This is a genomic window from Zymomonas mobilis subsp. pomaceae ATCC 29192 (assembly GCF_000218875.1).
GTDB lineage: Bacteria > Pseudomonadota > Alphaproteobacteria > Sphingomonadales > Sphingomonadaceae > Zymomonas > Zymomonas pomaceae.
On the sequence record NC_015709.1, the window covers coordinates 1,429,190 to 1,442,755 of the forward strand.

Sequence of the window (13,566 nt, forward strand, 5' to 3'; positions counted from 1 at the left end):
ATTTTAAGATTTATTTTTATGCCATTTACAAGGATAGATACGGATTATCAGGCATCTTCCCGCCATTTGTTGATTCTACGTCCGGAACCGGGTGCTAGTAGAACCGCAAAACAGGCGATTGCTGCTGGATGGCGTGTGACTAAAACACCTTTAGCGGAGGCCATTCCCCTTTCATGGGCATTACCCTCTCCGGCTTCTTATGAAGCTGTCATGGTCACGAGTGCTCAAGCTATTTATCATGGCGGCGCTGAATTACAAAAATTAGTCAATTATCCGCTTTACGCCGTAGGCAAAACGACGGCGCAAGCGGCTGTTGATGCCGGATTTTCTCATATTATTGTGGCCAATGGTAACGGAGAATCTTTGATTGAACGTTTAAAGCAAGATGGACGGACTCGGATATTGCGTCTTTGTGGTGAAATCCATAAAACTTATCTTGCGGAAAAGAGTGAATTTCAGGAAAATCAGACGTTTTTTTTACAAATCGTTTATAAAATGCAAGATATTGACTGTTTACCGATGGCTGCCTGTCAGGCATTAACACAACAGGCTATCGTTTTATTACATTCTTCACGATTTGCAGAACGCTTTCGTTTTTTATTAAAAAAAACGAATATCAATCCAGATAGGGTTCCGATTGCAGTTATCAGTCCAACTGTAGCGGAGCAGGTAGGAAAAACGTGGCAAGCCACTGCTGTTGCAGAATATCCAGATGATATTCATCTGTTAAAAGCCGCAGCAAGTTTAGAGTTATGAAACGTACAAAGAACTGGCGCTGATCAACAGCTAGGGGCGGGGACGGTTTCTATGAAATCAGGGGCTAAAAATCAGGAACAGACGCATGACAAATAACAGCGGTATAAATCATGCCGAGAATGTAGATCAAAATTTGAATGATAATTCAGCGAATACTTCCGCAACATTAAAAAAACGGTCATGGCAATCTAAACTGATTTTTTTGAGTGCAGCCTTTCTCGGCGGTGTCGGGGCGACGGTTTATTTATTCTCGCATTGGCAGCCTGCCATGCTGTGGATTTCACCTGCTCCAGCGACTACAGAGCAACCCACTGCGCAAAAGGCGGCGCAAATACCTACTATGCCGCCCTTATCTAATAGCAACCCTTCTCAGAATGATGCTCCACCTCCGGCTGTCGTTGACACCGCTACGTCTAATTTAATCTCGTCTGTAGAATCTTTGCGAATACGGGTAGATAAATTAGATGCACGTATTGAAGAGGTTAATAAACAAACGCAGGCGGCTATCGGCGATGCGGGAAGAGCCGAAAGCCTGCTAGTGGCGTTTGCAGCAAGACGTGCCCTTAATCGTGGCCAGTCTCTTGGATATATTGAGGGTCTGTTGCAATCCCGCTTTGGAACTACGCAACCTCAAGCGGTCACAGTTATTTTAAATGCAGCCCGCCAACCTATTACGCTTGAGCAGTTAGTGGGAAGCCTGAATACGTTGAAACCTGATCTTCTTAAATTAGATAATCAGCAAGGATGGATGAGTTATATCCGCCAATTTTTTTCTAATTTATTTGTTATGCATAGACGAGGTGAAGTCTCCACTATGCCATCTGATCAATTTGAAGAAGCCATGCGATTTTTGAATAACGGTAATGTTGACGGTGCTATTGCCGATGTTTCTAAATTACCTGGGCATCGTCATGCTCAAAACTGGCTGGTAGCTGCAAAGCGTTATGTTATCGCTAGAAACGCCTTGGATATTCTAGAAAATACGGCCCTGCTGTCCGCTGATCTTCCTGGAATCGCTGATAAAACGACAGAAAATACAGCTGATTCGACTCAAAATAGTGAAAGGCCATCTGTTCCCTCTCAGGATAATGCTCATAGTTAAAAAGCCTTACTCTTTAAGGGATGTTTCGGGCAAATTGATGCTTGGGGCTTGTAACTCAAGCGAAATTCGTTATACGCGCTTTGATGCGCGACGATTCTGGCTGCATAAATTGGCTGATGGGGGATGTATCTTCCCTGCCGATTCTATGACCAAGGCCTTATATCGTCGCTAAATTTTTTATCGCTCCATTTTTCAGATAATTTTAAGGTTCCGACATGGCTGTTCCTAAGAGAAAAACCTCCCCTTCACGACGGAATATGCGTCGCAGTCATCATGCTTTGACGGCAGAAGCTTATCAGGAATGCCCGAATTGCGGCGAATTAAAGCGTCCGCATCATCTGTGCCCAGCTTGTGGTCACTATAATGGGCGCGAGATCATCGCTATCGAAGCCTGATCCGTTTCAATTAATGATGAGTAAGGATCATGCTCTGATCGCTGTCGATGCCATGGGTGGTGACGGCGGTCCGAGGGTTGTCATTGCCGCTTTAGCACTTGCGCTTTCGACCGATCCGGCTTTGCGTTTTCGTGTGTATGGTGATGAGAAACTAGTGCGTCAGCAAATGGATTTGTTTCCTGAGCTGGCTCCGGTTTGTGAAGTTTGTCCTGCACCCGATACTATATCTGGTGAGGAAAAACCGTCACTTGCTCTTCGTCGGGCTCGTAACAGTTCGATGGGGATGGCTATTTTAGCTGTAAAAGCAGGCGAGGCTGATGCCGCCCTTTCGGCTGGTAATACGGGCGCTTTAATGGCCATTGCCAAATTATATTTGCGCATGATGCGTGGTATAGACCGACCAGCGCTTACAACCATTCTTCCCACTTTAGGAAAGAATGGGGTCGCTATGCTGGATCTTGGTGCTAATACTGAGTGTGATGCCCATAATTTAGTGCAGTTTGCCGTTATGGGCGCTGTTTATGCTCATCTTGTAATGGGTATTGAACGCCCACGCTTATCCTTACTCAATATTGGTACCGAAGAGATGAAAGGTACCGAAGATTTAAGATCAGCGGCAGCGATGTTGCGCCAAACAGATCGTTCAGCCTTTCGCTATACCGGTTTTATTGAATCGGACCGTATCGGACAAGGCGATGCAGATGTCATCGTCACCGATGGTTTTTCGGGTAATATCGCCTTAAAAACTATCGAGGGAACAGCACGTTTTATTACGCATCTTTTGCGTCGTGCTTTTTCTAGTTCATTCCGTTCCAAGATTGGCTTTTTACTTTCAAAACCGGCCTTACGACTATTTCGGATTTATCTTGATCCCAACAATCACAATGGGGCGATTTTTCTTGGTCTCAACGGTATTGTTGTTAAAAGCCACGGAAATGCGAATATATCCGGTGTCGCTCAAGCTATTCACTTAACGGCTAAACTGATCCGTGAGGATCTTGTTAATTGTATTGCTGCCGATCTAGATATCTTTTTCTCTCAGGCTGGCAATAAGGAATTACAGGCATGACTATCAAACGGTCAGCCATTATCGGAACTGGGTCGGTTTTACCCAAACAGCGGCTTTCTAATGAAGAATTAGCTGAAACCCATCATATCGACACCTCTGATTCATGGATTGTCGAACGCACTGGCATTCATTATCGGCATATTGCTGATTCTGATGAGACGACAGGGACACTTGCTACTGAAGCGGCCCGTCGTGCTCTTAAAAATGCTGGTGTCAAAGCTGAAGACGTCGGTTTAATCGTTCTTGCTACAACGACTCCTGATCAAACGCTTCCTGCAACAGCAATGACGGTTCAGGCGGCTTTAGGTATCAATGATTGTGTTGCCTTTGATGTTCAGGCCGTATGTTCTGGTTTCCTTTATGCCCTTTCTGTCGCGGATAGTATGCTTCGTACTGGTACTGCCGATATTGCAGTGGTTATTGGGGCTGAAACTTTTACCCGCTTGTTGAACTGGGAAGATCGCACCACTTGCGTGCTTTTTGGAGATGGCGCAGGGGCGGTCGTCTTACGCCGGACAGAAGAGGAAGGTAAAGGTATTCAGACTGTCAAGCTTCATGCTGATGGTCGCTATAAAGATTTACTATGCAGTAGCGGAGGCCCTTCTTCAACGGGTACCGTTGGTACTTTATTGATGAAAGGACGTGAAGTTTTCCGTCATGCTGTAACGAATCTAGTTACGGTAACACAGGAAGCCCTTTTATCCAGCGGCTTTGATGCTTCACAGGTTGATTGGATTGTTCCTCATCAGGCGAATGCCCGTATTTTAGATGCGACAGCCCGCAAATTGGGGGTTCCCTCTGAACGTGTAGTTATGACCGTGGATATGCATGCCAATACAGCCGCTGCTTCGGTACCTCTAGCTTTAGATGCCGCCGTACAGGATGGCCGTATTAAATCCGGTGATCTCGTCGTGCTTGAAGCTATGGGCGGTGGTTTTACATGGGGCGCGGCGGTTATCCGTTTTTAATCTATCGTCGTATTTTTCAAATTAAAAACTGTTTTCAAAAGAATTATACTCTTTTATTGAAAGGGTATAATTTTTTGTGCTTGCACAATAGAAATACCCATTCACTTTATTAAAGTGAAAAATTAAGTTACCATTTTATGGATTGGCTCGTGAATAGGACAGCATTCACGAAATAAATCTTCTGTGCGTATTCACATGAAGATCAAAGGCTTTCATGCAGCCTTATTTAGAAAATCTGGTCGGGGCGACTGGATTCGAACCAGCGACCCCCACACCCCCAGTGTGATGCGCTACCAGGCTGCGCTACGCCCCGACCGAGGCTGCGAAATCTAGGTGAGTTATTCTGAATATGCAAGAAGAGATTGGCCTATTTTTTTAATTTTTTATCGTAGAATTAAAAAAACAGGATGAAAAGCGTCAGATGACAGGCTGAAAATAGAATGATCAGTTGCAGCAGGCGTTTTTATCGTGATAATCGCACGATAATTGCCTTATGTTTATTAAACACTATAACTCAGGTATTTATTTCCCTTTTCAGGATAAAGTCTTTCAATGTTTGCAACTCCTGCATTTGCCCAAACGGCTGGCACTTCTACTGGTCTGAACGGCCTTCTTGGTCAATTTTCTGGTATGCTGCCTTTTATTATTGTTTTTTTGATTATTTATTTGATGCTGATCCGGCCTCAGCAAAAGCGTTTTAAAGAACAGCGGAGCGCTATTGATGCTGTACAGAAAGGCGATACTGTCATCACTGCGGGGGGTATTGTCGGTAAAGTTTCAAAAGTAGATGAGCGCGAAGTTGAAGTCGAAATTGCAAAAGGTGTAAAAGTATCGGTTGTAAAAGCAACATTACAAAGTGTTCAGCCTCTTACGGCTGCTAATTCTAATACTGTTGAATAATCGATTATGCTTGATTTCCCGCGCTGGAAAGTTTGGTCAATTATTTCGGTTTTAGTATTGGGGGTTTTTTTGGCGATCCCAAGTCTACTACCTTCCGAAATAGATCAAAAATTGGGTCTGGGCTCTTTGCCTCGTATTAATTTTGGGCTCGATCTCTCTGGGGGAAGCCATATTCTATTGGAAGCGGATACGGCCGATGTCGCGCATCAACGTATCGTTACAATGGAAGAGATGGTGCGTTCTCAAATTAGTCAGACACAGCCCGCTATTCCTATCGGTGACATGTCTGCTGATAATGATCAGCTTAGCTTCATGGTACGGGATAACCACCAATTAGATAGGGCGGTCGAAACTGTCAGAACCTTGACGAATGGTATTGGTTCCACAGGACAGCGGGATTGGGATGTCAGGGTTGTTGATGGTAACCGCATTGTTATGCGTCCTAGCAAAGACGGTATTCAGGCATTCGTTAACCAAGCGATGGAGGGCGCAACCGAAGTCGTTCGTAAGCGCATCGACTCCCTTGGAACGCGCGAACCCATTATTATTCGTCAAGGCAATGATCGTATTGTCGTTCAAGTGCCCGGCCTGCAAAATCCTGCGGCACTAAAAGCGTTGATTGGTAAGACTGCTAAACTCGAATTCAAACTAGTTGATGATAACGCTAAAGCGCAAGATTTGGCCCAGGGGAAAGTTGCGGTAGGGAGTCAAATCCTTCCTTTCCAAAATGGCCAACCCGTTGCGGTACAGCGGCGGGCTATTGTCACAGGTGTTGATCTTGTTCATGCAGATCAGACTATGGACCAAAACAACCTGCCAGCTGTTTCAATTAGTTTTAACGCAGAAGGCGGACGACGTTTTGCCGAAGTTACCCAAAAAAATGCGGGACGACGTTTTGCTATTATCTTAGATAACGTAGTGCTTTCTGCCCCTTCAATTAATGAACCTATTCTTGGTGGCTCTGCTATTATTACAGGCAGCTTTACCGTTGATTCTGCCAATCAATTAGCCATCGCTTTACGTTCTGGTAGTCTACCTGTCGCCCTTCGCGTTGTGGAAGAAAGAACTGTGGGACCTGGGCTTGGTGCAGATTCCATTCGCGCAGGTGCTTTGGCCTGTAGTATTGCTATTGTCGCCATCGTCATTTTTATGATCAGTGTCTATGGCCGTTTTGGCATCTATGCTTCCAGTGCGGTCATTCTCAATCTGTTTTTGATCTTGGGAATTATGGCGATTTTAGGCGCAACTCTAACGCTGCCTGGTATTGCTGGACTGGTCTTGACTATTGGCGCTGCCGTTGATGCAAATGTTTTGATAAATGAGCGCATCCGTGAAGAGATAAGACGTGGGCGTACCCCCGTTCATTCAGTTGATATGGGATATAAGGAAGCTAGTCGCACTATTTTTGATGCGAATGTGACCCATGCTATTTCGGCTGTTATTATGATCTGTTTTGGTTCGGGGCCGATCAAAGGTTTCGCGGTGGTCTTACTAATCGGTATTATTACTTCTGTTTTTACGGCCGTCACCTTCACCCGTATGCTGGTTGCTCGCTATCTTAGACAGCGACCCACAAAACTGACGATCTAAGAAGGGGGCATCTTATTATGGCTTTGCTTCGTATTGTCCCAGACGACACGAATATCCGCTTTGTCCGTGTCCGCGGCATCGCATTTCTTTTTACTTTTATCCTGACTTTAGCTTCTGTCATTTTGTTGGGTGTAAAAGGGCTTAATCTTGGTGTCGATTTTGTGGGCGGCCTGATGGTCGAAGCGCATTTCGATAAACCCGTAGAATTAGATGCCCTAAGACGGGATATTAATCAGCTCAATATAGGAGAAGCTAGCCTCCAGCAAATAGGCAATAATCATAACGTTTCTATTCGGCTTCCTTTACCACCGGGTGACGAAACAGCCTCTCAGCGAGTAGTAAAAGTTGTTCAGACCGCTCTAAAAAGCCAATTTCCTGATGTTCGTTTTGAAAGAGTGGACACGGTTTCAGGTAAAGTATCCGGTGAACTGATGCGTAGCGGCATTATTGCCATTTTATTGGCTATTGCCGGCATCGTACTTTTTACATGGGTGCGTTTTGAATGGCAATTTGCACTATCGACTTTTGTATCTGTTGCGCATGATGTGCTCGTTATTTTGGGCTTTTTTGCGCTTACCCGTATGGAATTTGATCTTAATATTGTTGCGGCAATTCTGACTATTGCGGGGTATTCTATCAACGATAAGATTGTGATTGATGATCGTATCCGTGAAAATTTACGGAAATTCCGTAAAATGGATATTGCTTCTTTGATTGATCTTTCAGTCAACGAAACCCTACCACGTACGGTAATGACCAGCTTATCAATGATTTTAGTATTAGCTATTTTGCTGGTCTTTGGTGGGGATGCTGTCCGCAGCTTTACAGCCGCAATGCTATTAGGGGTTATAGTCGGAACCTATTCTTCTATTTATGTTTCTTCTTCTCTGCTGATTTTCTTGAAAATCCGTCCAAAAATTCAGAAATAGAGCGAATATTTATATCTTACCAAAAAAGGCCCTGAAAATGATTTCAGGGCCTTTTTTATCACTTTGATCAGGTTGCCTCTTTGCTTTGTAGTGCCACAAAGAGAACCTATTCTCTGCCTTAATTTAAGCTAACATTCAACGCTGATTCGATAACTTTTTTAATATCTCTCTCGGGACGAGCCCCATAGTGAGATATGATTTCAGCCGCTGCGATTGCACCCATTTCGAGGCTAGCCGCAATGGATAGGTCGCGTGCTTGCCCTGCCAAGAAACCTGCCGCAAAAAGATCACCTGCACCCGTTGTATCGACTACCCGTTCAACCTTTTTTGCTAGCGTTTCGGTTCGAATGTTATCTTTAATCGCAATAGCGCCATTTGGTCCTCGGGTAACCACCAGCAGCGGTAATTTTTCAGCAACTTCGGATACACCTCGATCAAAATCATCATGTTGAACCAAAGATTTTAGTTCAACTTCATTGGCGAAGAGAATGTCAATCAACCCATCATTGATGAGCTGCTTAAAATCATCCCGATGTCGTTCGATACAGAAGGCATCAGATAAAGTTAAAGCCACTTTTCTTCCAGCCTTGCGGGCAATTTTTATAGCTTCACGCATCGCCGCACGGGGTTGTTCTGGATCCCAAAGATAACCTTCCAAATAAAGGATAGCCGCCTTTTCGATCATTTCCGGCTGAATAGCTTCTGAATGTAAATATTGTGCTACACCCAAAAAGGTATTCATGGTGCGTTCGCCATCGGGCGATACTAGGATCAAACAACGACCGGTTGGAATTTCTGCATCACGTAAAGGTACCTTGAAATCAATATTCTGGGCACGAATGTCATGTTGAAAAACCTTGCCGAGGCAGTCTCAGCTACCTGGCCGATAAAGGCACAGCGGCCTCCTAACGCAGCGACGCCTACTAACGTATTCGCTGCGGAGCCACCACTAATCTCATGACCCGCATTCATTTTTGTATAAAGCATTTCAGCTCTATCGGCATCGATGAGTTGCATTGAGCCTTTATTGATATTTTCTTCGGCTAAAAAATCTTCGCTAGCGGCAGATAGAACATCGACAATAGCGTTGCCGATAGCGATAATATCATAGTGAGTATTCGGCATGAGGGCCTTTCTAAATTAGACATATTCGTTAGAGAGTAAAAGCGGCTTTTTCCTCGCAGAAAAAGCCATGGCAAGATATTCCGGCTATTAATTTAACGGCTGAAATCTTTGATTTAGAAAGCTTTAACTTAACAAATAAAAGCAAGAAACGGGTAATGCAGGTGGTTTTTACAAAAAACAAAGGATCTTTGCGGATAGGGAAAAATTATAACTGCGATCAATAGTGGCCAGTTTGCGTTTATTGGTAGCTAAAGCCCATAGACAGCGGGTCCTTTTAAGGAAATGAAGCTATCTGAATTTTAATCTTTTTGTCACACTACCCCTTATTCCTGTATCGTACGAAAGCAGTTTTTCTATGGATAAAAATGGCAATAGTCTGGAAGATAGCTCATCCATTGGCTTTTTTATCAAAGCACCCCTGCTTAAAAAAATTATAACTTTCAGTCTGTTCTCTGCAATAATGGTTTTATCCGGCTGTGGTGGGTCTGAGTCTGATCATCATCCGGTTGTTGCGCCTCCTCCACCAAAACGTCCGGTTATCGTGTCGCCAGCCTATCACGGGACGCCTAAATTGAAAGGTATGACAGCCCGAAATCTTTTTGATTTATTGGGTCGTCCTGATCAAGATATGGATGAAGCTTGGGCTCGACGGCTACAATTTTTAGCCCCAAGTTGTGTTTTGGACGTCTATCTTTACCCCCCCCATCAGGGAGAAGAAATGGTTGTGCGTCATGTGGATGCTCGCGATCTCCATGGCAATGATTTTAATCAAGATACCTGTATTGCTGCGTTGATGCAGCAACCTCATACAGTCCATCATTAAAAAATAGGGATACTATTTTTGAGAGATGAGAATGAAATAAAATATCGTAAAATTCGAAAATCGTCGGTATTTTTATTATGTCTCTTTTTATTTTAATGACATACTGATTGCCGAACGCGTCTGACCCCGTTAGAAAAGCCGCCAAGTCTTTAGCTTTTTTGCGAAAAGATATGTCGTAGATTTTAAAATTGAGCGGGCATCATGCGCTATATCAGTACAAGAGGCGCGGCAGCCGCGCAGGATTTCAAAGGCGTTACTCTAACCGGTCTTGCCTCTGATGGTGGTCTTTATGTGCCGGAAAGCTGGCCGCAATTCAGCCGTGAAGAGATCGCTGCTCTGGCTGGTTTATCCTATGTGGATACTGCGGTTGCAGTTATGCGGCCGTTCGTCGCCGGTGTGCTTGACGATCAGGCTTTAAAAAATCTGTGCGAAGCCGCTTATAGTCAATTTAATCATGCAGCCGTTACACCGCTTGTTCAACTGGATGAACGGCATTTTCTGCTTGAATTATTCCATGGGCCGACTTTGGCTTTTAAAGATGTCGCTTTACAACTGCTGGGTCATTTGTTTGAAAAATTTTTGGCCGGTAGCGAAGGACAGGATCTGACGATTGTTGGTGCTACTTCAGGCGATACGGGGTCGGCGGCTATTTCTGCTGTAGCAGGCCGTGCCGGTGTCCGAATCATTATGCTCCATCCTAATGGTCGTGTTTCTGAAGTGCAGCGTCGTCAAATGACGACGGTTCTTGATGATAATGTCTTTAATGTCGCCATTGATGGCAGCTTTGATGATGCGCAAGCTATCGTTAAAGCCATGTTTAATGATACCGAATTCAGAAAACGCCATCGTTTAGGGGCGGTAAACTCGATCAACTGGGCGCGCCTTATGGCGCAAATTGTTTACTATTTTTATTCAGCTGTTCGTCTTGGCGCACCTGATCGCAAAGTTGCTTTCTCGGTACCTACGGGTAATTTCGGGGATGTCTTTGCGGGTTATGTTGCCAGCCAGATGGGCTTACCTATTGAACGCTTGATCGTTGCAACTAACATCAATGATATTCTTTATCGCGCGTTGTCAGCGGGGGATTATTCTGTAGGCAGTGTCACCCCAACAGATGCACCCTCAATGGATATTCAGATCAGCTCTAATTTTGAAAGATTGCTTTTTGATCTTCATGGCCGCGATGCACATGCGCTAGCAGATACTATGAAAACCTTTGAGCAGAGCCGTGCTATCCGTCTTTCGGAGGCTATGCGCCAGCAAGCGGCTGCGTTATTCAGCAGCAGCCGGATAGATCCTGATGGTATGGCAGCGGCCATGCGTTGGGCTTCTGAAAAAGCAGGACAGGTTATAGATCCCCATACAGCGATTGGTCTGGCGGCTGCACGGACGACAGAACTTCCTGATGACGTCTCTGTCGTAACGCTGGCAACTGCGCATCCTGCTAAATTTCCGGATGCTGTGGCTCGTATTACGGGTAAAAATGCGCCCTTGCCGCATCGGTTAGCTGATCTTTACAGCCGTGAAGAACGGTATGTTGAATTACCTGCCTCACGTCAGACTATTCAGGCTTATATCGATGGTGGGTGCAAACTTTGAGTCCTCGACTTCACCGATTAGGTAATGGGTTGGCTGTCGCCGTCGAGCCGATGAGCGGCGTAGAAACGATGGCGGTTGGCCTTTATGCCGATGTCGGTGCACGTTCGGAGCCCGCTCCTTATAGCGGCCTTGCTCATATGGTTGAACATATGGTGTTCAAGGGGGCTGGGCACCGTGATGCCCGTATGATTGCGGAAGCTGCCGAAAATTGTGGTGGACAGCTTAATGCATGGACGGCGCGGGATCATACGGTATATCAGGCCCGAATGCTGGCAGAAGATTGGGCACTAGGACTAGAATTAGTGTCCGATCTTGTGCGCGCTCCTATTCTGGATGCCGAAGAGTTGGTCCGTGAAAAAGGCGTGGTGCTGTCAGAATTGGGTGAATCTCATGATACACCCGATGATATTATTCATGATCACTTACAATCGGTTGCTTTTAAAAACCAAGCCTTGGGTCGCCCTGTATTAGGGGATGAAAAAAGCATCGCTGCCATTGATCGTGCTGCGCTTTGCCACTGGGTAGAAGATTATTACCATCCGGAAGGATGTGTCTTGGCTGCCGCCGGTAAAATTGATGAAGATGCCTTTTTAAAAATGGCCGAATCCCGTTTCGGGGACTGGAATAAAGGCCATCCTTTAAAAATAGAGAAAGCCCATTTTATCGGTGGTCGCTATAATGATCAGCGTGACAGCGAGCAAACGCATATAGCTTTAGGCTTTGGCGGTTTTGCATATCATGATCCTCGTTCCCATGCGCTGGCTTTATATGCCTCTATTCTCGGGGGCGGTATGTCTTCCCGATTGTTCCAGCGGGTACGGGAAGAACAAGGTCTGGTTTATTCCATTTACAGTTGGACGCAGGCATGGGTAGAAACCGGCTTACTCGGTATTTACTGTGCTACCGATAAAGAAGACGCGGATAAAGCGCTTACACTGATTAGAGAAATAATTAATCACAGTCTTAAAACTGTGACCGAAGAAGAGTTACAGCGCGCGAAGGCGCAAGCCCGCGCCGGTCTTTTGATGGGATTAGAAGGCGTAGGGCCTCGCTGTGATCATTTGGCACGACAAATTCAGATTCATGACCGAATTGTTGAACCTATAGAGGTAGCAAGCTGGATCAATTCTGTAAGCTTGGAAGACATTCTTAAAGTCAGTCAGCAGGCTCTTGCCGGAGGAGAGGCCTTAGCCAGTGTGGGTGATGGTCTTACGCTTTAGAATCACAATAGATATGAAGGCAGAATTACAATGGCGATCGATTCCCTGATCACCCTGACAGGCGAAGCATGGGATGATTATGGGCTGATAGATAGTGGTCATGGGCGTAAGCTTGAGCGCTATGGCCGCTATCGTTTTATTCGTCCCGAACCACAGGCAATGTGGAAGCCGGCGCTTTCAGACTGGCAGGCTGATGGAGAATTTATTGGCGCATCCGATGAAGAGGGCGGTGGCCGGTGGCATTTAGAACGGCATGTGCCCAATGAAGGTTGGCCGCTTCAATGGGAAGAAGTCTGTTTTATCGCCCGTAATACCGCTTTTCGTCATTTGGCTTTCTTTCCCGATATGGCTCCGCAATGGGCATGGATGCGAGAACGTACAACTAAAGATAACGCGATACTCAATCTTTTTGGATATACTGGGGTAGGTAGCCTCGCTTTGGCTGCCAAGGGGGCTCAAGTCACGCATGTTGATGCGTCTAAAAAATCGGTCGCAGCGGCCAAAGAAAATGCGGAAGCTTCGGGTATGTCGAATTATCCCATTCGTTGGATAATTGATGATGCGGTGAAATTCACTGCACGTGAAGTCCGTCGTCAACGGCGTTATGATGGTATTTTAATGGATCCGCCGAAATTCGGACGCGGGCCTACTAATGAAGTTTGGCGACTAGAGGAAAATTTACCGGATCTGATTACGGAAGCTGTTAAGTTATTAGATAAAGATTCTCGTTTTTTGGTTTTGACAGTTTATGCTGTTAGAATGTCCGCACTTGCCATTGGAGAGCTTTTATCACAGGCAACGCAGCATCTTGGTGGTACAGTGGAAGTCGGAGAAATGGCTATTAAAGAAGAATCGCGTGGCCTCAATTTACCGACTGCTATCTTCGCCCGTTGGCGAAATGATTAAAAATTACTTTGTTTTTAAAATTGAGGTGTTTCTTCTCTGAAGAGAAATCCCTGTTTCTCGGTGTTATGGGTCATTTTTTGAACGAAGATGAAAAAAAATTTACATTTTTATGAAATAGCACTTGCTGAAATAAAAAAGCGATGCTAGTCACCCTCCCACGGCACCGGAAACGGTTAAACCGAAA

The 13,566-nt window shown here is 45.2% G+C and carries 13 protein-coding genes, 1 tRNA gene and 1 pseudogene; 13 read left to right on the forward strand and 2 right to left on the reverse strand.

Features of this window, described 5'->3' with window-relative positions:
* Window positions 1-18: 18 nt before the first annotated feature.
* The 6 genes from ZYMOP_RS06260 to ZYMOP_RS06285 all read left to right on the forward strand — a co-directional run bounded on the left by ZYMOP_RS06260 (window position 19) and on the right by ZYMOP_RS06285 (window position 4,290).
* On the forward strand, window positions 19-756 hold the full coding sequence (locus ZYMOP_RS06260) for a uroporphyrinogen-III synthase (protein ID WP_013934509.1): 738 nt from the start codon (window positions 19-21) through the stop codon (window positions 754-756).
* A gap of 85 nt (window positions 757-841) precedes the next feature.
* Complete coding sequence (locus ZYMOP_RS06265) at window positions 842-1,858, forward strand: hypothetical protein (RefSeq protein WP_013934510.1); 1,017 nt, start codon at window positions 842-844, stop codon at window positions 1,856-1,858.
* Entirely contained in the window at window positions 1,845-2,030 is a 186-nt protein-coding gene (locus tag ZYMOP_RS06270; protein ID WP_041581769.1) for a hypothetical protein, read from the forward strand. The genes ZYMOP_RS06265 and ZYMOP_RS06270 overlap by 14 nt, the downstream gene beginning before the upstream one ends.
* A gap of 43 nt (window positions 2,031-2,073) precedes the next feature.
* Window positions 2,074-2,253 carry a 50S ribosomal protein L32 gene (gene rpmF, locus ZYMOP_RS06275; protein WP_013934511.1) on the forward strand — a complete coding sequence of 60 codons (180 nt, stop codon included), beginning with the start codon at window positions 2,074-2,076 and terminating at the stop codon, window positions 2,251-2,253.
* 13 nt (window positions 2,254-2,266) lie between these two features.
* Entirely contained in the window at window positions 2,267-3,322 is a 1,056-nt protein-coding gene (plsX, locus tag ZYMOP_RS06280; RefSeq protein ID WP_013934512.1) for a phosphate acyltransferase PlsX, read from the forward strand.
* Entirely contained in the window at window positions 3,319-4,290 is a 972-nt protein-coding gene (locus tag ZYMOP_RS06285; protein WP_013934513.1) for a beta-ketoacyl-ACP synthase III, read from the forward strand. Before plsX ends, ZYMOP_RS06285 begins: the two co-directional genes overlap by 4 nt.
* Window positions 4,291-4,526: 236 nt before the next feature.
* Here ZYMOP_RS06285 and ZYMOP_RS06290 read toward each other — a convergent pair.
* Window positions 4,527-4,603 (reverse strand) — tRNA-Pro (locus ZYMOP_RS06290).
* Window positions 4,604-4,842: 239 nt separating this feature from the next.
* Here ZYMOP_RS06290 and yajC point away from each other — a divergent pair.
* The 3 genes from yajC to secF are packed head-to-tail and all read left to right on the forward strand — an operon-like array spanning window position 4,843 to window position 7,709.
* Complete coding sequence (yajC, locus tag ZYMOP_RS06295) at window positions 4,843-5,190, forward strand: preprotein translocase subunit YajC (protein WP_013934514.1); 348 nt, start codon at window positions 4,843-4,845, stop codon at window positions 5,188-5,190.
* A 6-nt stretch (window positions 5,191-5,196) separates the two neighbouring features.
* Window positions 5,197-6,780 carry a protein translocase subunit SecD gene (gene secD, locus ZYMOP_RS06300; protein ID WP_013934515.1) on the forward strand — a complete coding sequence of 528 codons (1,584 nt, stop codon included), beginning with the start codon at window positions 5,197-5,199 and terminating at the stop codon, window positions 6,778-6,780.
* 17 nt (window positions 6,781-6,797) lie between these two features.
* Window positions 6,798-7,709, forward strand: coding sequence for a protein translocase subunit SecF (gene secF, locus ZYMOP_RS06305; protein ID WP_013934516.1), 912 nt, complete (start codon window positions 6,798-6,800; stop codon window positions 7,707-7,709).
* Between the two features lie 118 nt (window positions 7,710-7,827).
* On the opposite strand, the pseudogene ZYMOP_RS06310 reads toward secF, so the two are convergent.
* A pseudogene (locus ZYMOP_RS06310) lies at window positions 7,828-8,834 on the reverse strand (adenosine kinase).
* Window positions 8,835-9,189: 355 nt separating this feature from the next.
* On the opposite strand from ZYMOP_RS06310, the gene ZYMOP_RS06315 reads away from it, so the two are divergent.
* The 4 genes from ZYMOP_RS06315 to ZYMOP_RS06330 all read left to right on the forward strand — a co-directional run bounded on the left by ZYMOP_RS06315 (window position 9,190) and on the right by ZYMOP_RS06330 (window position 13,382).
* Window positions 9,190-9,657, forward strand: coding sequence for a hypothetical protein (locus ZYMOP_RS06315; RefSeq protein WP_013934517.1), 468 nt, complete (start codon window positions 9,190-9,192; stop codon window positions 9,655-9,657).
* 201 nt (window positions 9,658-9,858) lie between these two features.
* On the forward strand, window positions 9,859-11,256 hold the full coding sequence (gene thrC / locus ZYMOP_RS06320) for a threonine synthase (protein WP_013934518.1): 1,398 nt from the start codon (window positions 9,859-9,861) through the stop codon (window positions 11,254-11,256).
* Window positions 11,253-12,476, forward strand: a complete 1,224-nt coding sequence (locus ZYMOP_RS06325) for a M16 family metallopeptidase (RefSeq protein WP_041582093.1) — start codon at window positions 11,253-11,255, stop codon at window positions 12,474-12,476. Before thrC ends, ZYMOP_RS06325 begins: the two co-directional genes overlap by 4 nt.
* Before the next feature lie 30 nt (window positions 12,477-12,506).
* A complete protein-coding gene (locus ZYMOP_RS06330) occupies window positions 12,507-13,382 on the forward strand; it encodes a class I SAM-dependent methyltransferase (RefSeq protein WP_013934520.1) in 876 nt (291 codons plus the stop codon).
* Window positions 13,383-13,566 lie beyond the last annotated feature (184 nt).